Below are 24,070 nucleotides of genomic sequence, written 5' to 3' on the forward strand. Positions count from 1 at the left end.
GGGCCTGTTGTGGACCGGCCCGCTTCCGGGCCGGTCCACACCCGTCACGGGGTCGCCGCCGCCGCTCGTACCGGCGTGGTCAGCGGCACGGCCTCCGGCTCCCACCGGCTGGTGGTCCGCACATAGCCGTGGATCATCGAACCCAGCGCCAGGAGCAGCAGGGAGCCTGCCACCCAGGGGTGTCGGGCCATCTCCACCGGCACGAAGCGGACCGCGAGCAGGATCGCAGTGAAGACCGTCACTCCGTAGGTGACCAGCCGGACGGCCGACCGGTCCCAGCCGCGGTCGAGGCAGCGCAGGGCCGTCTCGATCGTGAGCGTGAACACCACGCCGCAGATGAGGTCGATGCCGTAGTGGTAGCCGAACCCCAGGGTCGCGACGAGGGTGGCCGCGAGCCAGAACGTTCCCGCGTTGCGCAGGAAGCGTGCGGCCCGGCGGGTGTGGATGAAGATCGCGGTGGCCCACGCCGTGTGCAGGCTGGGCATGCAGTTGCGGGGTGTGATCGCGTCGTACGTCACCGCGTGCGCGGGGCCGATCGGCGGCGCGGTGTGCGGCCACAGTTCGGCGACCGCCCAGTGCTCGTTGCCCGTGCCGAACGCACCGGTGCCGTAGGCGAAGACGGGGCCCACCACGGGGAAGATCATGTAAACGGCCGGACCGAGCAGGCCGATCACCAGGAACGTACGCACCAGGTGGTGGCCCGGGAAGCGGCGCTCGGCCGCCACATGGCGGAGCTGGTACAGGGACACGACGACCGCGGCCACGGCGAGCTGGCCGTAGACCACGTGGAGGAGCTGGGCGCCGACCGGGCCCGTGGCCTCGACGACACGGCCCACCACCCACGACGGGCTGCCCAGCGCGTGATCAGCGACCGCGACGTACGGGTCGAGCACCTCCGGACGGGACTTCGCCGTGACCAGCAGCCAGGTGTCGCCCGTCTTGCGCCCGGCCACCAGCAGCAGCCCCAGGCCGACGCCCTTCAGCAGCAGGGCGCGTTCCTGGCCGGTGCGCCGGGTGAAGGCGATGACCCCGCAGCCCAGCAGCACCCACAAGGCGCCGTTGCCGAAGGGGTAGCCCTCGGTCCCCCCGACCCCGAACGCCCAACGCCCCAGGGCGAGTACGACGTCGATGCCGACCGCCGACCCGAGGGCGACGAAGCGCTCCCGCCAGGTGAGCACCACCATCATCAGCGCCATACCGGCGTACAGCAGGGCGGCCGACTTGGGCCGCCCGATCAGCTCCGCCGCCTGGACGGTGAGCGGACCGGGCAGGCCGTAGTGGCGCGCGGTCAGCTCCAGTGCGACGAGGAACCCGAGACCCGTCACACCCGCTACGGCCCAGAGTCCCGTCCGTGGTCGGCTCCACGCGTCGGACGCGGTTCTGCCGGATATTCGTGAACTCCCCCGTGACAGCATGCGCCTCGATCTCTGCTCGTTTTGCCTGATTCAGTTGGATAGAGGTCGATTCGGTCGCGGAAGCGGCCAAGTCCTGTTCAACTTATCGACACCTGCCCGGAGTCGGTATGCCGGGCAGCACAGCACCGCACGGAGATCGCGGCGACCCCGGCCGCGGGGGCTCCGCGCCGCGCGGCGTCGTCCGCTTCGGCAGCGGTTCGGGCGGAGGTGCCCGCTCGTGTGCGAGGGTGGCGACGAGTGCACGGGCCCGGTGCCCCGTTCCCGACCGGCCGTGCACCGCGACAGCTCCTGCCACACCGGCCGCGTCCGTACGCGGTCCGCGCCCTCGTCCCGTCCGACCCGCCCCGGCTCCGCCCCTTTTCCTTCCTTCTGTGAGGCAACATGCGCTGTGTCATCGCCCGGTATCCGTTCGACCTGACCAAGGACGGGGTGATCGCCTCGATGGCGGGCATCGCGCCCGAAGCCATCACCGGTGACTCGGTGACGATCGGGCGCCGCCGCTACCCCGTCAAGCAGGTCGGCGAGGTCATCACCCGGCAGGACCGCCGTGACTTCAGCGGCGGCGAGGTCAGCCGCGCCATGGCCCGCCTCGGCTTCACCTGCCACACCCCGGCCGAGACCGCGCCTCCCGCGCCCGCGACGGCCACCGACCCGGTCCAGGCCGCCTCGGACCTGCTCGGGGGGTCCGGCCTCTGAGGGCGGGCGGAACGAACGGAGCAGGCCCGGACGGAATCGTCCGGGCCTGCTCCGTGTGCTGCGGGGGGCCTGAGGAAGTCCCCTGAGGGATCAGCTCCAGGGAGCCTTTCCTACGGGACGTTCCCCAGGGGTCGCGGACCCTCAGGTCCTCGTCCGGCCCTCGACGGGTCCTTGTCAGACCGCGACGTTCCCGCCCTCGTTGCGACGCCGACGGACGACGAACATCGCGCCGAGGCCGAGCGCGACGGCCGCGCCGCCCGCGAGGGCGATCGCCGGGAGGGCCGAGCTGGAACCGGTCTCGGCGAGGTGACCCTGCGGGACGATCTCGGTGTTACCGGCGGGCTTGGTGGTGGGCAGCGGCTTGCGGCCGCCCTGCGGCTTGGGGGTGGAGTCGTCGACGGGACCGGCGGAGGTACCCGCGGCGAGGACGTCGAACTGGTAGAAGCTGTCGTCCGGGGCGGCGACGCAGTTGCCCTTGTCGTCCAGGTACATGCCGGTGCTGACGGCGAACCCGAAGCCCGCGGGGGCCTTCTTGTCGACGGCCACGCGCAGGTCGATGGAGAACGACTCCTTCGCCTTCACGTCGGTGTAGCCGAGGTAACCGGCGGCGTCGTCGTCCACGTCCACGGAGATGTCGTTCCACTTGCCGGTGGACGGGTCCTGGTACTGGAGGGTGAGGTGGTTGCTCGGGTCGGAGAAGTCGTCCTCGTCGTCGCTCATCGTCGCGGCGAAGACACCGAGGTCGACACGCTTGTAGGAGTGGCTGCCCGAGTTCTTCACGTTCAGCTTGAAGGCGTGGTAGCCGCTGCCCGCGACGATCTTCGACGGCAGCCCGGAGAGCGTGGTGCTGAGGTCCTCGTCGAAGTTCTCGACGTCACCGGCCAGGCAGTCCTCCGGGTTCTTCGACGGGGAGGCGGAGGTGGACGCCGAGGCGGAGCCGGTGGGCGACGCGGAGGTGGAGGCCGAGGAAGAGGCGGTGTCCTTGGCGGGCGCGGCCGAGGTGGCGTCGTCGGCGGCGGGCGCGGACGAGGTGGCGTCCGTGGCGGGCGAGGTGCTGACCTCGGCGGCCGGGGTGGTGACGCTGTTCTCGGGCTCGGTCTTGGTGTCGCCACCCGTCGCGGCCGACTCGGTGACAGCGGAGGACGGTCCGCCCTCTTCCGCCTGCGCGACCGTGGCCGTCATGAGCACGACCGGAGACAGGACGGCCGTCGCGGCAGCGAGGGCCAGGGAACGACGCAGCTTCATTACGAACCTCTGGGCAGCAGGAAGGATCAACGTTGGCGCATAGCTGACTCGCCAGCGGGGAGAAGGGTTGCCCATAAAGTTTCGAAATCTCTACGCGAACTACCGCGGTTCGCCATGGAAATTGGGCATTAGTGATCGTTTGGGGCTATACCGGCGGGGCTCGTGAGACGTATGTCACCTAGGGCGCCGGAGCTGCCTCAGGGCGCGGGAATCGGTACGGCCCGCCCCGTCACCCTTACGGGAGTCTCGTACGGGTCCACCTCGATGGTGAGGTCGCTCGGGCGGCCCATGTCCTCGCCCTGGCGGATGGCGATCGTGCTCGGGGCGGTCACCAGGCCGAGCGTGCGCAGATAGCCGCCGAACGCCGCCGCCGCGGCACCGGTGGCCGGGTCCTCGACGACACCGCCGATGGGGAAGGGGTCGCGGGCGTGGTAACTGCCCTCGTTCTCCCGCCGGACGAGGTGGACGGTGGTCCACCCGTGGGTGCGCATCACGGTGGTGAGGGCGTCGAAGTCGTAGTCCAGGTCGGCCAGTCGGGCGCGGGACGCGGCGGCGAGGATCAGGTGGTCGTTGCCCGCGAAGGCCACGTGGGGCGGCAGGGCCGGGTCCAGGTCGGCGGCGTCCCAGCGCAGGGCGGCGAGCGCGGCGGCCAGCTCGGCGGCGTCGGCCGGGCGGGAGCGGGTGGGGACGCTGGTGAGGGTCGCCCGTACGGTGCCGTCCGGGTCGGCCACCGTGTCGACCCTGATCTCCCCGGCAGGGGTGTCGAAGAGGAGTTCACCGGTGCCGACGCGTTCGGCGAGGGCCACCGCGGTGGCGACCGTGGCATGGCCGCAGAAGGCGACCTCGGCGAGCGGGCTGAAGTAGCGCACGGTGAAACGGCGGTGGGCCGCGTCCCGTTCGGTGAGGAAGGCCGTCTCGGAGTAGCCGACCTCGGCGGCGAGCGCGAGCATCTCCCGCTCGTCGAGGCCGGTCGCGTCGAGGACGACCCCGGCGGGGTTTCCCCCGTCGGGGTCGGAGGTGAACGCCGCGTAGCGCAGGACATCGGAAGCCGTGGAGTGAGCCATGCCCTTCATGCTGGCGGCCTGGCGACATCATTACCAACGATTGTTTTTCATACGAGCCATCGCCAATCTCGATGGCTCGGCTCTAGGCTCCCGTCATGGAAACCAGGCTGCTCCAGACCTTCGCCACGCTGGCCAGAACGGGCAGCTTCACCGCCGCCGCGGCCGAGCTGCGGCTCGCGCAGTCCACGGTGACCGTGCAGATCAAGGCCCTGGAGAAGGCGCTCGGTACGCGGCTCTTCGACCGGCTGGCCAGGGGGGCGCCGCTCACCGAGGACGGGCGGCGGCTGCTCGGCGCGGCCGAAGAGGTGCTGGAGGCGGAGTCACGGCTGTTCGCGGCCGCCGCCGAGGACGGGCCGGTCAGCGGGACGGTGGTGGTGGGCGCGGGCGAGACCCTGTGCTCGGCCCATCTGCCGCGCGTGATCGCCGCGTTGCGGGAACTCCACCCCAAGGTGGAGGTCCAGCTCGAGCCGCGCGGCACGTCCGCCGCGCTGGCCGGGCTGCGGTCCGGCGAACTGGACCTCGCGCTGCTGCTGGAGGAGTGCGTGGACCACGCGGACATCACCGCCGAGTACATCGCCGCCCAGCCGCTGGACCTGCTCTGCTCCCCCGGGCACCGCCTCGCGGACCGCGACCGTCCCGCGACCTGGCGGGAGCTGGCCCAGGAGGACTTCTTCCTCCACGAACAGGGCTGCTCCTACAGCGACTGGCTCGCCGGGCAACTCCAGGCGGTCCCCGGCGCCCACCCCCGCATGACCCGCTTCGGCAGCATCGAGGCGGCCCGCTCCTGCGTGACGGCCGGCCTCGGCCTGACGGTCCTCCCGCACGCCAACGTCGCGGAGGCCCTCCGCGAAGGCCGCCTCACCCGCGTCGCGGGCCCCACCCTCCCCGACGTCCCCGTCCACCTCGCCCACCACCGCCGCCGACAGCCGACCCGGGCGGCACGGGCAGTGGTGGGGGAGGTCCTGCGGCACTTCAGGACGGCCTGACCCGTCCGGCCACCACCGCCGCCGGCCTCACTCCAGCTGCGCCACCACACTCCGATGGAACCGGTGCACCGCCTCGTCCACGCTGCGGATGAAGCTGGACTGGGCGTTGCCGCGGGTGCTGCCCATGGTCTTCAGGAGGGAGAGGCGGAAGCCGGTGACCGGGGTGCCGGACTTCGGGAGCATGTCGCCCGGCTCGGGGCGGAGACGTTCCAGGGTGCCCCGGGGGCCGCCCCCGCCTTCCACCAGGGTCTCCACGTGGAGGTCGGCCGGGGCCTCGGCGAGACGGCGGATGAGGCGCTTCGCCGTGGTCAGGGGGTAGCCCTGGGCGGGCGCGGGGATCTCGATCGAGGTACGGAGCCGGCCGGTGCGCAGGTCGGCGGTGAGGGCCAGCACCCCGGGCGTCCCCTCGATGCGCAGCTCGGCACCGAGACGGCCGTCGTGGCAGAGCTGGTCGGCGAGGAGGGCGCGGCGGGCGGCCGGGTCGGTGCCGCGCCGGGAACGCTGGACGGGCAGCAGCTTGTGGCCGAGTTCGCCGCCCAGGCGCAGGCAGACCTGGCGGACCAGGCGCTCCCAGCTCTCCACCACCTCCAGCGCACGCGGGTCGCCCTGGCAGAGGGTCTCGTCGTCGATGCCGTTGCGTACCGGGACCCACGCCGCGCCCATGTTCTGGAAGCCGTGGCAGCCGGAGTTCTCGTGCTGGACGTAGTGCAGCAGTTCGCGGAGCAGCCAGGCGTGCGCGGCGTCGTTCAGACCCTCGTGCTGGATCAGCATCTGCGCCTGGTGCGCGACCTCGGCCCAGGACAGGTGCCGGAGCGCCACCTTGTGCTTGCGCCTGCCGTCGATCTTGACGTCGACCAGCGGGCGCCCCTCCAGCTCGACGTCGTTGGTCAGCGTGATGACGGCCTCGTAGCCCCGGCGCGCGGCGATGTCCATGTACGCCTGGACCTGGTCGCTGCGCAGGGCGTTGCCGTTGGTCTTCGTCTCGACCAGGGCGGTCCACAGCTTGCCCGCGCGCTCGACCCGGATCACCCCGTCCGGACGGCGCGGGGAGTCGCTGTGCGGCAGCGTGACCTCGGTGAACGTCTCCATGCGTCCGGCCGGGGCGCCGAACGCCGCGGTGAGCCGCCGCCCGAACTCCGGGACCTGCGCCATCACCGACAGCAGCACCGAGGTGGCCCGCGCCTCCCGGTCGCGGTCGCTCTTGAGGGCGGACACGGGGAACAGCCGCGCCTCGCGCCAGGAGTCGTTCTCCGCCAGCGTCCGCCGGGGCCCCTTCGGCAGGGTGACCTTCTTCTTGGCGGTACGGGGGCGGGCGGGCGCCTTCGCCGGTTCGGCGGGCCCGGCCTCCCGGGGTGCGGGAACGGGCGCCCGTACGGCCTCCACCGGTGCCTGCTGTACCGCCGGGGCCGACACGTCCTCGGGTGCCGCCTCCGTGCCCGCGTCGTCGTCGATGTCCACGCCGAAGTCGGTGGCCAGTCCCGCCAGGCCGGAGTAGTAACCCTGGCCCACCGCACGGAACTTCCACGCCCCGTCACGCCGGTACAGCTCGCCGAAGATGAACGCGCTCATCGGCCCCGTGTCGGCGATCGTGAAGCCGACCAGGTCCGCGCCCGAGCCGTCCGTCAGCGTCAGGCGGAGGTTCTCCAACTCCCCGAAGTGGGCGCCCTCGTACCGGCTCGCCGCCACCACGATCCGCGCGACCTCGTCCGGGAGCGCGGTCAGGTCGAAGCCGATGCGGTCCTGACTGCCGTCCCCCGTGGGCGTCTTGCCCAGCAACTGCACGCTGCCGTCCGGGGCGACCGGGTTGTTGTAGAAGTAGAAGTCGGCGTCGCTGCGCACCTTGCCGTCGGAATTCAGCAGCAGTACGGAGACGTCCGCGTCCCCCTCGCCCGTAGGGCTCGCCCAGTCCAGGGCGACGACGACGGAATCGACGCTCTCGCTCAGCGCCGCCAGCGTCACATTGGCTCCCTTGGCCAACTCCTGCATGACCCCACCCCCCAGTCGTGCTTGCGGACACGGCTCCCCCCGGAGCCGACCTGCGCCGATGACACCGCGCGACGCGCCGCACACTCAATGCTCAAGAACGTTAATACGCAACGAGCCACATCGCGCCGGTCCGGCCGAAAGAAATACCCGGGGTTTGCCGGACCGCCCGCCTGGGTGGGGAAGTGGGGGGACCTGGCATCTCGTTATCGTTCAAGGTTTCAGGGCCGCGTCGATCCGCGCGTGCCCCAGGGGCCGTCGTCGAAGGGGAGCGCGTTCCGTATGCCTACGTTCAGCGTCCTGACGCCCGTGCACGACGGGGGGCACACCTATCTGCGTGCGCTGTGCGACTCGTTGCGGGCGCAGCGGCTGCCCGGTGGGTGGCGGCTGCAGTGGGTGGTGCAGGAGGACGGGGTGACGGGACGCCCCGCGGCCCAACTGCCGGACGAGCCCTGGATATCCACCGGTACCGGCCGTCACGGCGGAGCCGCCCGTGCCCGCACCCTGGGTCTGGCCCGCGTCACCGGCGCCCTGCTGCGCTGTGTCGACGCGGACGACCTGCTCCCCGATCCCGACGCCCTTGCCCGTGACATCGAGGTGCTGTCCGCCCACCCCGACCGCGCCTGGACCGTCGCCCCCTGTCTAGACCTGCACCCCGACGGCCGCCTCGAACCCGGCCCCTACGACCCCGCTCCCGGACCGCTGCCCGCCCGGACCCTGCTGGACGGGGCCGCGCGCGGTGCCATGCCGGTGGTGGGCACCACGCAGACCGTCCACACCGAACTGGTCCGCCTGCTGGGCGGCTGGCCCGCGCTGCCCGCCTTCGAGGACGGCGCTCTCCTGCTGAGCTGCGAGGCGGTCAGCCCCGGCTGGATGCAGTCCGCACCCGGCACCCTCTACCGCAAACACCCCACCCAGCACACGGCGTCCGAAGCCTTCCGCGACCGGGCGGAGTCCCGGCTCCGTGTGCAGATCGCCGTCCAGCGGGCGGAGGCCCTGCACACGGCGGGCTGGCGCTGGCGGCCGACGGCCCTCAAGGACTGACCCCGCTCCGCCACGTGTTTCACGTGAAACAACCCGAGCCCCGAAGTCATCCCTTGGCCCCGCTGGCGGTTCTGCTCGGCGCGGAGGTGTCCGTCCGCGGTGCCGGGACCGTGGGGCGGGCCGCTCGGGGGGTGCGGGGGGACTCGATGTCGGCCAACAGGCGGTGCAGGGAGGCGCGTACGGCCGGGAGGTCGGGGGAGTCGGGGGTGCCCGGCAGGGGGGTGCGGGTGTCCAGGGCGGCCAGGGCGCGGTGGGCGCGGTGCCAGGCGCGGGACGTGTGGCCCTGGTGGTGGTCGGTGTAGGCGCGGGCGTAGCGGGCCAGGGCCGTCGCCCACGCGTCGTCGCGCACCCCCGGATACGCCAGCGCGCGGCGGGCGCTGCGGCCCGCCGCGCCGGGGGAGGTGCGGGCCTGCGCCACGGCCAGCGCCGCCAGGCTCACGGCGGGGGCGGGCCCGCCGGGGGCGTACGCGGGGACGGTGTCGGCGGCCTGCCGGAAGCAGTCGGCGGCGGTACGGGCGTCCCCGCGCTCCCACGCCAGGACGCCCTGGACATGGGCGACCCGGCCGATCAGCGCGTCGTCCCCGGCGAGGACCGCCGCCGTCCAGACCTGGCCGAGCTGGGCGCGGGCGGTGGCCGGGTCGCCGGGGGCGTTCAGCCAGGCGGCGAGCCAGCGGGCGCGGGCGGCGAGGTGGTCGTCGGCCTCGTGGCGGGGCAGCAGGCGGGCCAGGTGGGCGCGGCCCTCCTCGCCGTGGTCGTGCGCGGTCCACCAGAACCACAGGTCGGCCACGGTGGCCAGCGCCGCCGTCACCTGCGCGGCCGGGGCGTCCGGGCGGGCCGCGTACTCCACCAGGGCGGTCAGGTCGGTCGCGTTGTCCCGGACCAGCCGGGCCGCCTGGCGTTGGTCACCGGCGTACCAGAGGTGCTCGGCGACCTCCGCGAGACGCCGGTGGTGCAGCACATGGCGTTCCACCGCCACGGTGAACTCCCCCGCCGCGTGCAGCCGTTCGGTGCCGAAGTCGCGGGCGGCGCGGGTCATGCGGTAGCGGGGCGGGCGCAGGCCCCCCGGTTCGTCCAGGGTCTCCAGCACCCCGGCGGCGGCCAGTCGGGCGAGGCAGGCGGAGACCTGGTGCGGGGCGACACCCGCGCCCGCGCAGAGGTAGGCCGCCGTCGGCTCGGTGAACGCCCCCCGGAAGACGCTGCTCCGGCTCCACACCGCGCGCTCCGGCCGTTCGCACAGCAGATACGCCGACCCGACCGCCGAGCGCAGCGAACGGTGCCGGTGCAGCGCCGGTCCGGGCGCGGCCAGCCAGCACTGATCCCGCTCCAGCCGGTCGGCCAGCGCCCACGCGGACGGCTCCCGGTCCAGCTGCCCGGCGGCCAGCTCCACGGCGAGCGGTACGCCCTCCAGCACCCGGCAGATCCGGTCCACGGCCGCCGCCTCCGCGCCCTCCGCCCGGAAGCCGGGGGCGGTGGCGCGGGCCCGCGCGAAAAACAGCTCCACCGCGGCCTCCGCCGCCAGCGGGGCCAGCCGCAGCACCCGTTCCTCACCGAGTCCGAGCGCCTGACGGCAGGTCACCAGCACCCGCACACCGGGTACGTCCATCAGCAGCCGCTGCACCAGCCCGGCGCACTCGGTGCGCACCGCGTCGGCGTCGTCGAGGAGCAGGAGCACGGGGCGTGGGTCGGCCGCGCCCCGCAAGGCCCGGACGAGGTCGGCGAGGGCAGGACGCGCCTTCGCACGAGCGCCAGGCGCACGAGCCGACGGCCGCGCGCCCGGCACCGCCCCTGCCCCGACCGACCCCCGCACATCCGGCACTCCGCCCGCCCCGCCAGTCCCCCGCACATCCAGCACTCCCCCCGCCCCGACCGACCCCCGCGCGTCCGGTACGGCCCCCGCGCCGACCGTCCGCCGCCCAGCCCCGGCTCCGGCTCCGCCCCGGGGCCCCAGCACCACTTCCGCCAGCCGGGCCGCGAGCGCTCCCGCCGCGACGGGTCCCCCGCCGCCCGGGCACCGCACATAGACCACCCGCGCCCAGGGCCCGGCCTCCCCCGCTCCTCCCACGGCGGCGGCAGCCAGCGCGCTCTTCCCCGCACCCGCCGCTCCCGTCACCGTGACCAGCCGGTTCCGGGCCAGGTCCGCCCGGAGATCCGTGGTCTCCTCGTCGCGGCCGATCAGCCCGTCCGGCCCACAACGCCCCGCTGCGGACGCCCACTCGGCGTCCTCGGCGTATGCCCACACTGTTCTGCGCTCCAGAGCTCGCGGCGGTGCGGCACCCCGTGGCCGCACGCTCAGAGAGGGGGCGCGACGCACAGATAAATCGTTCCTGCACCGCGCCGCCTTCACGCCAAGTCCAACGCCCGCCCGCGACCTCGGGTGCGGACGCGGGCCAGGGATCACACGTCCCACCGAACCCTCGTACACAGGTGCACATAGCGGCGGGCGGCCCGGAGTCCGAGCCGCCCACGCATCCTGCCCGGAGGACCTAGTACTCGTCGTCCTCGTCCGGCCCCTTCCGCTTGTCGCCGCCCCGGCCCTCCTCGTCGTCCCGGTCGATCGTGCGGACCGGGCGGGTGCGGCCGGGCTCGGGGAGTTCGCCGAGGTGGCTGCGGAGGTAGAGGACGTCGCCGACGAAGAGGTCGTAGAGGAAGATGCCGACCAGGCCGCCGATCAGCGGGCCGACGATGGGAATCCACCAGTAGCCGCTGAACTGGCCCGGCACGCTGCCCGGGAAGGCGAGGCTGCCCCAGCCCGCCACCCAGGTGAACAGCCGGGGGCCGAAGTCACGGGCCGGGTTGATGGCGTAGCCCGCGTTGGCGCCGTAGGACATGCCGATCGCGGCGACCGCGAAGCCCACCATCAGCGGGGCCAGATTCGCCTTCACCGCCTGGTTGCGCAGGTCCAGGATGGCGACCACGAACATCACCAGGAAGCCCGCGCCGACGATCTGGTCGATCAGCGGACCCCAGATGCCGCCGTGGAAGTAGGGCGCCGGGAAGGTGGCGAAGATGGAGAACGAGGCCAGGGTGTGGCCGTCGGTCTTGGGCCCCGGCACCGCCGCGTCGAAGGTGTCGATCGCGTTGTGGTAGACGAGATACACCAGCGCCGCCCCTGCGAAGGCGCCCGCGACCTGGGCGAACCAGTACGGCAGCACCTTCAGCCAGGGGAAGCCCCGGCGGACGGCCACGGCGAGGGTGACCGCCGGGTTGAGGTGGGCGCCGCTGACGCCACCGGCGACGTACACACCGAAGGTCACGGCCAGCGCCCAGCCCCAGGCGACCAGCAGCCAGTCACCGGCGGCGAGGAAGATCGTCGTGGTGGTGGCGGCGCGGCCGGAGCCCGGCAGCGCGGCGACCGCCATGGCGACCACACCGCAGCCGAAGGAGATGAGGACGAAGGTCCCGATGAACTCCGCCATCAGCTCGCCCGCCAGCCCGCCCCGGTGCCGGAGCTTGGACGGCTTGATGAGCGGGGGAATATCGACAGCAGCCATGGAGGCCCCCTAGCAGAGGAGGGGTAGGGCAAACATCCTCATATTCACCCACCCCACCCCGGCCCGCAGGGCGGGAAACCCGTCTGGCCTAAGGGTTCTTCCCGGGGGGCGGCCCACATCCCCCTGACGGTCAGCCTTGCGCGAGGCGGGCCGTCTGAGCCGCCGTCACCGTACGCACCATCAGCGCTCCCGCCACGGCCGCGCCCGCCACGGCCAGGTCGGCCGCGAGCAGCGGGCCGATCCCGGAGTAGGCGCGGGCGATGACGGAGTCGGCGTCCCCCTCCTGGAGGACACCGCCGAGCAGACCGGCCAGCCACAGCGCCCACCACACGTTGACCACGACCGGCAGCCGCCGCTCCGGGGCGCTCGCCCGGTAGGCGTCGGCCACGATGCCGCGCGGGAACCAGAGGTTCACCACCGGCACCACCCAGCCCAGGTACACCCAGATCCCCGCGTACTTCGGCGGGCGTCCCGACAGCGCGCGGGCGTTGTCCCGGACGCGGCCCAGCCACATCAGGAAGGCCGCCGCGCACAGCAGCGTGAGCAGGGAACCGGCCGTGCTCACCAGGTGGTACGAGTTCTCCAGGGCGTTGAGCGGGCGGTGCACCCCGTTGCCCTGGTCCGGGACTCCGGAGGCGGGCTCGCCCGCGCGGTACAGCCGTACTTCCCACACCGCCCGCGCCAGCCAGCCGGCCCCGGTCAGCAGCAGGGTCCCGGAGGCCAGCCGGGAGAGGGTGTCCGAGGCCCGCGGGTCGGGGGGCGCGGCAGGGGTCTCAAGAGCGTTGTCCATGGTCACGGGCCCCATCCTCACCCGGCCAACTGGCCGGACACCAGGGGCTGTCGAGTCCGGGGTGACCATGGAATCCGGACAGGAGGCCGGTGCCGCGCGGGAGAGCGTCGCGGCACCGGCCCGTTCGGGGAGGCGGCGGTCAGAAGGCCGTACGGCCCTCCGGGTGCCAGGTCGCCAGCGCCCAGATGATGAAGAAGTCGATGGCGATCAGGATCAGCGACCAGATGGGGGCGTAGGGCAGGAACAGGAACTGGAGAATCAGGCCCGCCGAGGTGATCACGATGCCGACCACCCGCGCCCAGGCGGCGCCCATCAGCACCCCGGCGCCGGTCGCCACCACGAGCACGCCCGCCGCCAGCAGGATCCAGCCCCAGCCGGTCAGGTTGATCCGGTAGACGTAGGTGTCGATCCGGGCGTACACGTCGTCCGCGGCGATCGCCGAGATGCCCTGGAAGATGTGGAGGATGCCGTTCACCAGCATCAGCACACCCGCGAAGACCGCGCCTCCCTCGGCCAGCCCGCTGTGTGGGGCGCGTGCCGACTGCGTCTGCTGGGTCATGGCCGTTACCTCCGACGTCTCGTCCCCCGTGAACCCCTGGTGGGGTCGTAGGTACGACGATCCGGTGAGCGGCGCCCGGCGACCACGGGTGCTAGGCCGAACGGGTGACGCCCCGGCGCGGTCCGGAGCGTCTCACGCCATCCAGAAGAACACCGCCGTCATCCGCTTCTCCGCCAGCGTGCGCCCGGTGTAGGCGGTCGCGCTGTGCACCAGGTTGGCGTGGTAGAGCAGCAGCCGGTTGGCCCGGTGCGGGACGCGGACGTCCTCCTCGAAGGCGTCGGGGGTGACGAAGCGGGTGCCGAGGGCGTCGACCAGGTTGGTGTGCGGGGCCTGGACGACATTGCCGCCGAGCCGGCCGCCGGGCAGCGACTGGCGGTAGAAGCTGGTGCCGCAGGACTTCGGCACGGCCGGGTTGAGGTAGAGCACGGCCGCGTACCGGCACAGCGCGCGGGAGTCGGTGTGCGGGCGGGGCTCGCTCTCGCCCTCGCCGACGACCTGGACGCAGTTGTGGTTGAGGGTGCCGCCGCCGGGCGCCCGCTGCACCCACAGTTCCTTCGCGCCGGTCGCCTTCTTCACCAGCCGTTCCACGCGGGCCAGTTCAGCGGGTTCGAGGCCGGGCATCGCGCGCAGTCCGGGCCAGCTCTCGGAGGTGTACGGATACCCCTCGGCCCAGTCCTCCTTGGCGAGACACCGCTCGCGCACCGCGTCGGCGTCGGGCAGGGCGTCGTCCAGGACCCAGTAGTCACGGCCCTCGGTGGGCTTGCGGTAGGGAAGCACGGGGAGGGCCGCGGGCGGTCTCGGCTGTGGGGGCATGCGGCGAAATCTAGGCCGGTGACCTGGGCCACTTCGCCCGAAGGACGGTCAACCTCTGGCCAACGTCCCCTCATACACTGGTTGTTCGCGGGTCAAGGGCGCCCGCGCGGCACACCCCGGGAAACCGGCGCGGAATCTTTACGCCGGACGTCGAGACGAATCGTCTCCGCTTCCGTACTGCTGTGTGTCTGAACCGCCTGTCGGCGGAACCACGACCGGGCAGGAGGAACAGTGCGCTTTTCGCGGAACGCGACGGGAACTCTCTTCGTGGGCGGTGCCATGGCACTGACCCTCGCGGCGCTGGCCTACCCGAGCATGCTCGGGCTGGACACCGTCTCCACCGCACAGACCCGCATCATCGCCAACACCCAGTGGGGTCCGCTCACCGAGCAGGACCGGGACTTCGTGGTGAAGGTGCGCGCGGCCGGGCTGTGGGAGTACCCGCTCGGGCAGATCGGGCTCCAGAAGGGCGCCAGCCCGGGGGTCAAGGAGGCCAGCAAGCACCTGGTCGACGGGCACGCGGCGCTGGACGCCTCCTGCCGCAAGATCGCGCCGATGCTGAACATCACGATCCCCAACGTGGCGAGCCCCCAGCAGGAGGGGTTCGTGGTGCAGCTGAAGGGCGAGACCGGCAAGGCGTTCGACACCGACTTCGCCAACATCCTGCGGATGACGCACGGTTCGATCTTCAACGCCATCGCGAAGATCCGGTCCACCACCAAGAACTCGCTGATCCGCTCGCTGGCCGACCAGGCCAACGACACCGTGCTGGACCACATGACGGTGATGGAGAAGACCGGCCTGGTCGACTTCGACCAGACCATCTTCAACCAGACCACCCCGCCCAAGCTGCCCTCGGACAACCTGACGCCGCCCGCGCCGGACCCCGGCCAGCCGCAGGTCGTGCTCACCCCGCCGCCGAACGCCACCTCGACCCCGCTGGCCATCCCCGGCGAGCCGGGCTCGAACAGCACCCGCGAGGATCCGGCCCCGGCCGAGCCGAACCCGAGCCCGACGATCGGCTAGCCGAGCCACACCGTGGTGTCCGGCGGGAGGACGTCCGGCTCGGCCAACGGCACGCTGGACAGCAGGAGTTCGCCCGCCGGACGCACGACCGGCTCGGTGGTGAGGTTGGTCAGGCAGCGCCAGCCGGGGGCACGGGTGAAGCCCAGGACGCCGGGCGGTGTGCCGGGCGTCCAGGTCAGCTCCTCGCCCTGGAGCAGCTTGCGGCGCAGCCGGAGCGCGGTGCGGTACAGCTCCAGCGTGGAGCCCTCGGTACCGGACTGCGCCTCGACGGCGTACGCGGCGAACGACTCCGGCTGCGGCAGCCACGCCGGGCCAGGACCGAAGCCGTACGAGGGTCCGGTGCTCGTCCACGGCAGGGGTACCCGGCTGCCGTCCCGGCCCTTACGCGTGTACCCCGACTGCTCCCAGACCGGGTCGCGCAGTGCCTCGGCGGGCAGGTCGGCGACCTCGGGCAGGCCCAGTTCCTCGCCCTGGTACAGGTAGGCGGAGCCGGGCAGCGCCAGCATCAGCAGGGTCGCGGCGCGGGCCCGGCGCAGTCCGGCACCGGGGTCGATCGCGGGCTCGGTGCCGCCCGAGCGCAGCCAGGCGTCCAGGTCGGTGCCGGGCGGCAGGACCAGCCGGGAGGCGTGCCGGACCACGTCGTGGTTGGAGAGCACCCAGGTGGCCGAGGCGCCGACGGTGTGTGCCTCCGCGAGGGAGGCGGTGATGGCGCGGCGCAGCCGGTCCGCGTCCCAACCCGTCTCCAGGTACTCGAAGTTGAACGCCTGGCCGAGTTCGTCGGGGCGGGCGTACAGGGCGCGCCGGGTGTCCGGGACCCAGGCTTCGGCGACGGCGGTGCGGGGCGGGTCGTAGGTGTCCAGCAGGGTGCGCCAGTCGCGGAAGATCTCGTGGACCTCGTCCCGGTCCCAGTAGGGGTGGCTGCCGGGGGCGAGCAGGGGCAGCGCCTCCTCGCCGGTGGCGCCGATCCCCCCGACGTCCCGTAGGGGTTCGGTGAGGTCCTTGGCCAGGCCGTGGGCGACGTCCACGCGGAAGCCGTCCACGCCCCGGTCGGACCAGAAGCGCAGGGTGGTGCGGAAGTCCTCGCGCACCTCGGGGTGCGACCAGTCCAGGTCGGGCTGCTCGGGGGCGAACAGATGCAGGTACCAGTCGCCGTCCGGGACGCGTTTCCAGGCGCTGCCGCCGAACACGGACTGCCAGTCGGTGGGCGGGAGTTCGCCGTACCGGCCGCGGCCGGGGCGGAAGACGTAGCGGGCGCGGGCCGCCGAGCCCGGAGCGGACAGCAGGGCCTGCTGGAACCAGGGGTGGCGGTGCGAGGTGTGGTTGGGGACGAGGTCGACGACGACCTTCAGGCCCAGCCGGTGGGCCTCCGCGGCCAGGGCGTCGAAGTCGTCCAGGGTGCCCAGGCGCGGGTCGACGCCCCGGTGGTCGGCGACGTCGTAGCCGCCGTCGGCCAGTTCGGAGGGGTAGAACGGGCTGAGCCACAGGGCGTCGACGCCGAGCGTGGCCAGGTGGTCCAGGCGCGCGGTGACGCCCGCGAGGTCGCCCAGGCCGTCGCCGTCGGCGTCCGCGAAGCTGCGGGGATAGACCTGGTAGATGACGGCCTGCCGCCACCAGTCGGGGTTCCTGGACGAGAGGTCCGCCATGCGGGCTCCATGTCACCTAGGGCCTGTCTTCTGGATCTTGCCGGGGTCGCGGGCCCTGGCACGCACATCTGCCGCGTTGTCGTCACTCGCCGACGCTCCGCGTCGACTCCCTCCTCCGCCTTGCAGCTGCACGCACCAGACCCCGCTCGGGTCAGCCCGAAGGCACCGTCAGCCCGAGCCGGCCTGATCCAGAAGACAGGCCCTAGGGGGTCTCGACAGAAAGCTGTCCACCTAGGCCGCCGGGGGAAACCTCGGTCAGGCCCGTTCCACCGTCTTCAGGTACAGGTCCACGTACCGGGTCACGTCGACGTCGAGCGCCACGTCCACCAGGGGGCGGGCGCGGGCGCCCCCGTGGATCTCGGACTCGCCGGGGCGGTGGCGCAGGTCGACGACGGTCTGGCCGCGGGCCGGGCCGGGGGCGAGGCTGACCTCGACCGGGAGCGGGCGGGTGGTGAGCCCGGCCGGGTCGGCGACCGCACAGACAGCGCCCGCGTCGCCGAGGCCGCCCGCCTCCTCGTCGTCGGGGGTGGTGCCGGGGGCGCTGGGGCGGTGGGACAGCAGGTCACCGGCGAGCTTCGCGCCGGGCTCGGCGCTGGCGCGCAGGCGGCGGACCTCGGTGCCGGGGACGACGACCCGGGTGAACACGTCCAGCCCGTACATCGTGATCGGCACGTCCGCGGTGAGCAGGATCGCGGCCGCCTCCGGGTCGTGCCAGACGTTGAACTCCGCGACCGGGGTGGCGTTGCCGACGCCGACCGCGCCGCCCATGAACACGATCCGCTCGATGTTGCGCGTGACCTCGGGGTGGGTGCGCAGCAGCAGGGCGATGTTGGTCAGGGGCGCGGTGGGGATCAGGGTCACCGGGCGCGGGGAGGCGAGGATCTCCCGGTGCAGCAGGGTGACGGCGTCCACGGCGGCCGGGGCGCGGGTGGGGGCGGGCAGGCCGAGGTCGCCCATGCCGTCGCTGCCGTGGACGTGGCGGGCCGAGCGGGCGGGCTCCAGCAGCGGGCGTCCGGCGCCCCGGGCCACCGGGATGTCGGGGGCACCGGCCCGCTCCAGCACGGTGAGGGTGTTGCGGACCACGCCGTCCACGTCGGTGTTCCCGGCCACACAGGTCACCGCGCGCAGGTCGAGTCCGGGGTGGCGGACGGCCAGGAGCAGGGCCAAGGCATCGTCGACGCCGGTGTCGCAGTCGATGATCACGGGCACCACGGGCTGCACGGCGGCCTCCTGCCGACCTGACGGCGTACGGACGCCTCGACCCTACGGGAGCGTCGGGCCGCGGGCCCCGGGTCCTCACCCGAACGGACCGGAGCGCTGGTGGCCGGTGATCGCCGGTGGTGCCGTAGGAGCAGGCAGCGGCCGCGGCGACCAGGAGGCACACCCGATGACCGGAGGCATACGTACCCGCGGCGCCCGTGCCCTCCTGCCGCTCGGCTCCCTGCTCGCGCTGAGCGGCTGCGCGACCCTCGGTCTTGAGCATCCGCCGACCGCGACGTACTCCCTGCCGACGGTCGAGAAGCCCTCGGCCACTTCCAAGGCCCCGGCCGCCGGGGGTTCCGCGCTCACCGACGCGCAGGCGCGGGCGGCGCTGGTCACCGAGTCCGACCTGGGCTCGCCGTGGGCGGCGGCGGGTGGCATCGCGACCTGGCGGGACGGCATGCTGAAGGCGAAGTCCGAGGTGGCGGAGTGCCAGCGGCTGCTGGACGCGCTCTACTCCGACCAGGTCCTCGGTGCCCCCGCCCGCGTCGCCGTCGCCCTGGACGACCCCGGCTCCGAGGCCCAGCTCCGCTACCAGATCGGCGCCCGCCGCCCCTCCGACGTGGACGCCGACCTGAAGTGGCTGAGCGAGATGCCGGCCAAGTGCGCCCGCTTCACCGCCACCACCCAGACCGGCTGGACCGAGGACGTCCAGGTCTCCGACCTCCCCCTGCCCGAGGTCGGCGACAGACGCCAGGGCCTCCGCGTCACCCTCGCCGCCACCGACCCGGAGAACCCCGACGCCGACGAACAGCACCTCACCCTCGAACTCGCCGCCGCCCGCGTGGGCGAGGACGCCTTCGCCCTCACCAACGGCGGCCAGGGCGACGTCCCGAACGACGCGACCCAGGCAGCGGTCCAGATCGGCGCACTGCGCCTGGCGGACATACGGAGGCAGGGGCGGGCGCAGGTCTAGAACAGCGGGCCCGTCGGAGCCGGGCCCAGGGTGGTGGTGCCGGGGGTCGTGCGGTGGCCCAGGCCGGTGCGGTAGGCGTCCAGGGCCGCTTCGGTGCGGCCCGTGCGGCGGAGGAGGTCACCGAGGAGGCGGCAGAGGTCGGCCAAGTCGCCTGCGGCACCCGCTCGTTCGAGGAGACTGAGGGCGCGTACGTAGTGTTCCTCGGCGGAGTCCGTCTCGTCCGCGTCCTCGGCGATGATGCCGAGCAGGCGGTGGGCGGCGGCCGCGTGCAGGGCGCCGCGCTCGGCGGAGAAGTCGCCGAGGACGCCGTCGAGGAGGGCGGTTGCCTCGGCGGGTCTGCCCCGGCGGTGCAGTACGTCGGCCAGCTCGACCGCGGCCTGGCTGCGGTACAGCGCGGCCCGGGTCTGCGCGAGCATCTCCAGCGCCTGCCGCAACTCCGTCTCGGCCCGCTCCAGTTCGCCCGCCTGCGCGTGCACGTAGCCGCGCATCCAGTGGCAGTTGGCCAGCTCGGTGCGCAGCCGCAGCCGGCGGTAGAGCTCGGCCGCCTCGGCGAGGGAGGCGTCGGCCTCGGCGTACCGCCCCTCGGCGAGCAGCGTACGGGCGACCGCGCGGTGGGTCCGGGCGATCAGCGCGGGGTCGGCGGCGCGCGGGGTGAGGGCGAGCGCGAACTCGGCGGCCTGGGCGGCGCGGGCGTGGGCGCCCAGGTCCATGTAGGGGCCGATCACGGCGGTGTAGAGGTGCAGCAGGGCGTCCGGGTCGTGCGGGCCGCCCCGGTCGAGTTCGTCGAGGGCGCTCTCCAGCAGGTGGACGGCGTACCGGATCTCCCCGGCCAGATAGTGCGCCACGGCGCGGCCGCGCACGGCGGGCACCCGCACCGGGAGGGTCTCGCCGGACAGTTGCGCCTCCGCCTGCTCGAAGTGGCCGCGTGCCGCGTGGAGTTCACCCGTCTCCAGCGCGCATTCGCCAAGTCCCAGCAGTGCGGCGGCCTGTTCGGGGACGAGTCCGTGCCGCTCCGCCTCGGCCAGCAGGGCCGCGTAGCGCTCCGCGGCCTCCTCGGCGCGGCCGTCCGCCAGTACCCGCCGGGTCTCGGCGAGCCGCCGTCCCACCACCTCCGGCACGTCCCGCTCCGGCATCTCCGCGCCTCCTCAACTCCCTTTGTGACCCTTGTCGTTCGGGTTCCGCAGCCCTAGGTTAAACGGCGGCTCAAGTCCGCTTGACTCGTCGCCGATGTTGCGAGGTCGCCGTGCCAGGACGCACCCCCGCCCCCGTCGCACGCCCCCACGCGCCCGCCCGTGACCGGCTCCGCCCGGCGGCCGCCACCCCGCTGGCCAGAGGTGTCGCCGCGGCCGTGGTGGCCGTCGTCGCCCTCGTCACCGCCGCCAACGCGGGCCCCGCCCGCGCCTCGGACACCGCCCCGGAGCCGGTCGCCCGGCACGCCCAGCGGTGAACGCGCGCCGGGACCGGACGACGCCCGCCGGGCACGGAACGCACCTCGCAACCACCAACAACCCTGCCGCGCAAGGGGGTTTCCAGAACAAGCACGGGTAAAACCCACCCCAAGCCGGGGCGCCGATCATCCCAAACCCCATCAATAGACCGGTTGTACGGGTGTGGAATATCTCACCGTCAACAGTTGACAGTGGACCACGCCATTAGGGTGAGCGCGATCCGGCCAGGCCCACGCCCTCGCGCGCACCGCCCGGCCGCTGAACGGGGAGCTGTTTTCGGTGGCCGGGGTCGGGGCCAGGGGCGGAAGGCACGGGGGATGACGGGTAGCAGCCTGCGCGCGAAGGACACCGGGACACCGGGCACCACGGCCGAAACCACACGGCCGCCCAGGAGACGAGCCTCGCGCGTGCTGCGCTGGACCGCGCTCGCCCTGGCCCTGCTCCTGCTCGGCACCGCCACCGCCGGGTACCTCTACTACCGGCACCTCAACGGCAACCTCGCCAAGGCCCCGCTCAACCTCGGCGACAGCCCGAACCCCGCGGCCACCCCGGACGCGGCGGGCCGCACCCCGCTGAACATCCTGCTGATCGGCTCGGACAGCCGGAACACCGCCGACGACCTCGAACTCGGCGGTTCCAAGGGCGATGTGGGGCGCCCGCCGCTGGCCGACGTGCAGATGCTGCTGCACGTCTCGGCGGACCGGAACGACATGTCGGTGATCAGCCTGCCCCGCGACACCATGATCCCGATCCCCCGCTGCACCGACCCCGTCACCAAGAAGGTGTACCCGGAGCTGAGCCTGGCGATGGCGAACGAGTCGCTCGGCCGGGGCGGCCCCGGCTGCACGGTCGCCACCTGGATGCGGCTCACCGGCATCCCCGTCGACCACTTCATGATGGTCGACTTCTCCGGGGTGGTCGCCATGGCCGACGCCATCGGCGGCGTCCCGGTCTGCGTGGAGCAGAACGTCTACTCGCACACCGCGGACGGCCACGGCTCCGGGCTCAGGCTGAAGGCGGGCACCACCCCGGTCAAGGGCAAACAGGCCCTGCAGTGGCTGCGCACCCGCTACGGCTTCGAGGACGGCACCGACGTCGGCCGCACCCACGCCCAGCACATGTACATGAACTCGATGGTCCGCCAGCTGCGCGCCGACGCGACCCTCGGCAACCCCACCGAGATGCGCAGGCTCGCCGAGGCGGCGACGAGCGCGCTCACCGTCGACGACGGGCTCGGCACGGTCAAGAAGCTGTACGACCTGACGACGGAGCTCCAGAAGGTGCCCACCGAGCGGATCACCATGACCACGCTGCCCACCACCCCCTGGGCGCAGGACAACAACCGCCTGGTGCCCGCCACCGAGGACGCCGACAAGCTCGTCTCCATGGTCCGCGACGACGTCGCGCTGGACGGCCGCGACACCAAGAAGCCGAAGCCGACGGAGACCGACCCGGCCGCGCCCGCCGCCGACATCACCGTCCGGGTCCAGGGCGGCACCGGCGCGGGCCTGGAGTCCCCCGCGCCCGACCGAGCCGGGGCCGTCGCTGGGCTGCTGCGCGACCGCGGCTTCACCCGGACCGTCACCGACCGGGCGGCCACCACCGAGCCCGGCACCTCCGTCCTCTACTCCGGCACCACCCTGCGGGGCGACGCCCTGGCCGTCGCCGAGGCGCTGGGCATCCCCGCCGCCCGGGTCCGCGCGGTGGACGACGCGCGGGACGTGACCCTCGTCGTGGGCGCCGACTGGCCCTCCGGCGACCGCTTCCCGGAGCCGGCCAAGCGCGAGGTCCCGAAGTCGGCGGCCGTCCTCGGCGGCGCCAAGACCGACGCCTGCATGAAGATCCAGGAGGGCTACACCTGGTGAATCACCGGGCCGCCCGGCCCTGATCTCGCTACATTTCCTGCTCATGGACGTGCTCACGGGACACGAGATGGTCGACATCCCACCCGGCAGGGTGACGCTGTCGGACCGGCGGACCCAGCGCAGCTGGCCGGTCGAGCTGGAGCCCTACCGGCTCGCGGCCTGTCCGGTCACCCAGACGCTGTACGCGCGGATCACCGGCAGGCGGCCGAGCACCTCCGTCGGCAGCCGACTGCCCGTCGAGACCGTCTCCTGGTGGGACGCGGTGCGGTTCTGCAACGCGCTGTCCCTGCGCGACGGCCTGACACCCGCCTACCGCCTCACCGACGGCACCGAGGACGTCGACTGGGACCGCTCCGCCGACGGATACCGCCTGCCCAGCGAGGCCGAGTGGGAGCACGCCTGCCGGGCCGGGACCACCGGCCCGCGCTACGGGGAACTCGACGAGATCGCCTGGTACCGCGGCAACTCAGGCGAACGCGTCCACGAGGTGGGGGAGAAGCGCCCCAACGCCTGGGGCCTGTACGACATGCTCGGCAACGTCTGGGACTGGTGCTGGGACGTCTACGACGCCGAGGTCTACGGCGGCTACCGGGTGCTCCGCGGCGGCGGCTGGTTCGACGAGCAGTGGAGCTGCCGCGCCTCCGCCCGGCGCCGCAGCCACCCCACCTTCCAGGTCGACGACGTGGGGTTCCGCGTCGCCCGCTCCGGCACCTGACGTCAGCCGGAGCCGAGCTGCTCAAGACGGGCCCGCACATCGCCCAGGGCGCCCTCCCGGCTCCCCGGCACCCGCAGCCTCAACTCCACCAGCCGCGCGCCCAGTTCGCGGGCCCGCTCCGGGTCCTCGATGCGGCCCCACTGGTGGTGGGCGCGGTCGGCGGCGGACTCCACGGCGGGGGCGTCCGGGGCGTGGCCCGAGGCGAGGCGGAAGCCCGCCACGCCCAGCCAGGCGCGGCAGCTGCGCACCGGGTCGCCCGCGAACATCGCCAGGTCGGCCCGGACCTCCGCCCAGTGCAGGGCGTCCTCGGAGGCGGGACCGTGCTCGCGTACCGCCGTCTCCTGGTGCCGGGCGGCGAGCCGGTCCGCCTCGGCGTGCCGCCCGGCCCGCACGGCGGCGCTCAGCGCGGCGTGCGGATCACCGGCGTCGGGCGCGGTGAGCACCAGGTTCGACGGCAGCTCGCCCGCGATCCGGTCCAGCGCCCGCCGGTGCAGCTCGGCGAGCGGCGGCCGCCGCCCGCCCCGCAGCAGCGCCGCCACCGCCCGCATGTACGTCGGCTCCGCGATCCGGCGCCAGCCCGGCGGCGGCGCGATCCGGCCGTGCACGACGGCCGTACGGCCCGAATCCAGCGGATGTTCGCCCAGGTGCGTCCAGGTCTCGGCGTCCGCGTGCAGGTCCAGCAGCAGCTGCGTGGTCCCGGCCGGGCGGAGCCGCAGCTCGTCCCGGAGCCAGTGCCAGGGCAGCGCGGTGTAGCGGGCGGTGGCCGCGGTGGTGCGGGCCAGCGCCAGATGCGGCAGCCGCTGACGCCGGTCCAGCAGCAGCTGCCCGGTGACGTACACCGTCAGCGCGCCGGACGCGGCGGCGGCCGCGCGCAGCCGGGTCAGCACGCCCTGCGGGTCGACGGGGTCGGCGAGTTCGACCACGTGCGCGGTGTCGGTGCCCGCCAGCACGGACGGTGCGACGGCGCCCAGCACCGGCAGCACGGACGCCGCGTCCACCAGGCGGCCGCGGCCCAGCGGCGCGGCCGCGAGCAGCAGCACGGTTCCGGGCATCGCGCCTCCCCCTGTGGTTCGCCGGACAGGTTCGCCGGACAGCCAGCACCGTAACTCCG

21 protein-coding genes are annotated in these 24,070 nt (G+C 73.5%); 8 read left to right on the forward strand and 13 right to left on the reverse strand.

The annotated features are described in order from the left end of the window. Positions 1-44: 44 nt before the first annotated feature. Positions 45-1,415: a phosphatase PAP2 family protein gene (locus ACIPPM_RS22955; protein WP_401450806.1), complete on the reverse strand. Its 1,371-nt coding sequence runs from the start codon at positions 1,413-1,415 to the stop codon at positions 45-47. Between the two features lie 381 nt (positions 1,416-1,796). On the opposite strand from ACIPPM_RS22955, the gene ACIPPM_RS22960 reads away from it, so the two are divergent. Next, a complete protein-coding gene (locus tag ACIPPM_RS22960; protein ID WP_401450808.1) occupies positions 1,797-2,111 on the forward strand; it encodes an SCO5918 family protein in 315 nt (104 codons plus the stop codon). A gap of 174 nt (positions 2,112-2,285) precedes the next feature. Here ACIPPM_RS22960 and ACIPPM_RS22965 read toward each other — a convergent pair whose 3' ends face one another. Both ACIPPM_RS22965 and ACIPPM_RS22970 read right to left on the reverse strand, forming a co-directional pair. Beyond that, the gene (locus tag ACIPPM_RS22965) at positions 2,286-3,356 is read right to left on the reverse strand and encodes an LAETG motif-containing sortase-dependent surface protein (RefSeq protein WP_401450810.1); all 1,071 of its coding nucleotides are present in this window, start codon (positions 3,354-3,356) and stop codon (positions 2,286-2,288) included. 197 nt (positions 3,357-3,553) lie between these two features. Next, entirely contained in the window at positions 3,554-4,429 is an 876-nt protein-coding gene (locus tag ACIPPM_RS22970) for a PhzF family phenazine biosynthesis isomerase (protein WP_401450812.1), read from the reverse strand. Between the two features lie 86 nt (positions 4,430-4,515). Between ACIPPM_RS22970 and ACIPPM_RS22975 the strand changes: the two genes are divergently transcribed. Next, positions 4,516-5,406 (forward strand): LysR family transcriptional regulator, encoded by an 891-nt coding sequence (locus ACIPPM_RS22975; RefSeq protein WP_401450815.1) that lies wholly within the window; start codon positions 4,516-4,518, stop codon positions 5,404-5,406. Between the two features lie 27 nt (positions 5,407-5,433). Here ACIPPM_RS22975 and ACIPPM_RS22980 read toward each other — a convergent pair whose 3' ends face one another. Then, the gene (locus ACIPPM_RS22980) at positions 5,434-7,392 is read right to left on the reverse strand and encodes a TerD family protein (RefSeq protein WP_401450817.1); all 1,959 of its coding nucleotides are present in this window, start codon (positions 7,390-7,392) and stop codon (positions 5,434-5,436) included. A gap of 279 nt (positions 7,393-7,671) precedes the next feature. Between ACIPPM_RS22980 and ACIPPM_RS22985 the strand changes: the two genes are divergently transcribed. Next, the gene (locus ACIPPM_RS22985; RefSeq protein ID WP_401450820.1) at positions 7,672-8,433 is read left to right on the forward strand and encodes a GltA; all 762 of its coding nucleotides are present in this window, start codon (positions 7,672-7,674) and stop codon (positions 8,431-8,433) included. Positions 8,434-8,479: 46 nt separating this feature from the next. On the opposite strand, the gene ACIPPM_RS22990 is transcribed toward ACIPPM_RS22985, so the two are convergent. The 5 genes from ACIPPM_RS22990 to ACIPPM_RS23010 form a co-directional block, all read right to left on the reverse strand. Continuing rightward, complete coding sequence (locus ACIPPM_RS22990) at positions 8,480-10,855, reverse strand: ATP-binding protein (RefSeq protein WP_401450823.1); 2,376 nt, start codon at positions 10,853-10,855, stop codon at positions 8,480-8,482. A 61-nt stretch (positions 10,856-10,916) separates the two neighbouring features. Further along, entirely contained in the window at positions 10,917-11,924 is a 1,008-nt protein-coding gene (locus ACIPPM_RS22995) for an MIP/aquaporin family protein (RefSeq protein ID WP_401450825.1), read from the reverse strand. Between the two features lie 130 nt (positions 11,925-12,054). Then, positions 12,055-12,714, reverse strand: a complete 660-nt coding sequence (locus ACIPPM_RS23000; protein ID WP_401451485.1) for a DUF4328 domain-containing protein — start codon at positions 12,712-12,714, stop codon at positions 12,055-12,057. Positions 12,715-12,853: 139 nt separating this feature from the next. Next, positions 12,854-13,273, reverse strand: coding sequence for a hypothetical protein (locus tag ACIPPM_RS23005; protein WP_401450828.1), 420 nt, complete (start codon positions 13,271-13,273; stop codon positions 12,854-12,856). A 132-nt stretch (positions 13,274-13,405) separates the two neighbouring features. Beyond that, positions 13,406-14,086: a DUF6445 family protein gene (locus tag ACIPPM_RS23010; protein ID WP_401450831.1), complete on the reverse strand. Its 681-nt coding sequence runs from the start codon at positions 14,084-14,086 to the stop codon at positions 13,406-13,408. A 279-nt stretch (positions 14,087-14,365) separates the two neighbouring features. Here ACIPPM_RS23010 and ACIPPM_RS23015 point away from each other — a divergent pair, with 279 nt between their 5' ends. After that, positions 14,366-15,112, forward strand: a complete 747-nt coding sequence (locus ACIPPM_RS23015) for a DUF4142 domain-containing protein (RefSeq protein WP_401450832.1) — start codon at positions 14,366-14,368, stop codon at positions 15,110-15,112. Here ACIPPM_RS23015 and ACIPPM_RS23020 read toward each other — a convergent pair. Then, positions 15,109-16,755 carry a glycoside hydrolase family 13 protein gene (locus ACIPPM_RS23020; RefSeq protein ID WP_401450835.1) on the reverse strand — a complete coding sequence of 549 codons (1,647 nt, stop codon included), beginning with the start codon at positions 16,753-16,755 and terminating at the stop codon, positions 15,109-15,111. The two genes, ACIPPM_RS23015 and ACIPPM_RS23020, sit on opposite strands and share 4 nt — an antisense overlap. 255 nt (positions 16,756-17,010) lie before the next feature. Further along, positions 17,011-17,976: a nucleoside hydrolase gene (locus ACIPPM_RS23025; protein ID WP_401450837.1), complete on the reverse strand. Its 966-nt coding sequence runs from the start codon at positions 17,974-17,976 to the stop codon at positions 17,011-17,013. Positions 17,977-18,142: 166 nt separating this feature from the next. Here ACIPPM_RS23025 and ACIPPM_RS23030 point away from each other — a divergent pair, with 166 nt between their 5' ends. After that, on the forward strand, positions 18,143-18,931 hold the full coding sequence (locus ACIPPM_RS23030; RefSeq protein ID WP_401450840.1) for a hypothetical protein: 789 nt from the start codon (positions 18,143-18,145) through the stop codon (positions 18,929-18,931). Here ACIPPM_RS23030 and ACIPPM_RS23035 read toward each other — a convergent pair. Continuing rightward, entirely contained in the window at positions 18,928-20,064 is a 1,137-nt protein-coding gene (locus ACIPPM_RS23035) for a tetratricopeptide repeat protein (protein ID WP_401450842.1), read from the reverse strand. The two genes, ACIPPM_RS23030 and ACIPPM_RS23035, sit on opposite strands and share 4 nt — an antisense overlap. Before the next feature lie 110 nt (positions 20,065-20,174). Here ACIPPM_RS23035 and ACIPPM_RS23040 point away from each other — a divergent pair, with 110 nt between their 5' ends. The 3 genes from ACIPPM_RS23040 (at position 20,175) to ACIPPM_RS23050 (ending at position 22,959) form a co-directional block, all read left to right on the forward strand. Further along, a complete protein-coding gene (locus ACIPPM_RS23040) occupies positions 20,175-20,378 on the forward strand; it encodes a hypothetical protein (RefSeq protein ID WP_401450844.1) in 204 nt (67 codons plus the stop codon). Positions 20,379-20,696: 318 nt separating this feature from the next. Beyond that, entirely contained in the window at positions 20,697-22,244 is a 1,548-nt protein-coding gene (locus tag ACIPPM_RS23045) for an LCP family protein (protein ID WP_401450847.1), read from the forward strand. Positions 22,245-22,287: 43 nt separating this feature from the next. Next, the gene (locus ACIPPM_RS23050) at positions 22,288-22,959 is read left to right on the forward strand and encodes a formylglycine-generating enzyme family protein (protein ID WP_401450849.1); all 672 of its coding nucleotides are present in this window, start codon (positions 22,288-22,290) and stop codon (positions 22,957-22,959) included. Positions 22,960-22,961: 2 nt separating this feature from the next. On the opposite strand, the gene ACIPPM_RS23055 is transcribed toward ACIPPM_RS23050, so the two are convergent. Continuing rightward, positions 22,962-24,011: a hypothetical protein gene (locus ACIPPM_RS23055; RefSeq protein ID WP_401450851.1), complete on the reverse strand. Its 1,050-nt coding sequence runs from the start codon at positions 24,009-24,011 to the stop codon at positions 22,962-22,964. Between the last annotated feature and the right edge of the window lie 59 nt (positions 24,012-24,070).

Origin of the sequence: Streptomyces sp. NPDC090119 (assembly GCF_044747085.1) — a bacterium.
GTDB lineage: Bacteria > Actinomycetota > Actinomycetes > Streptomycetales > Streptomycetaceae > Streptomyces.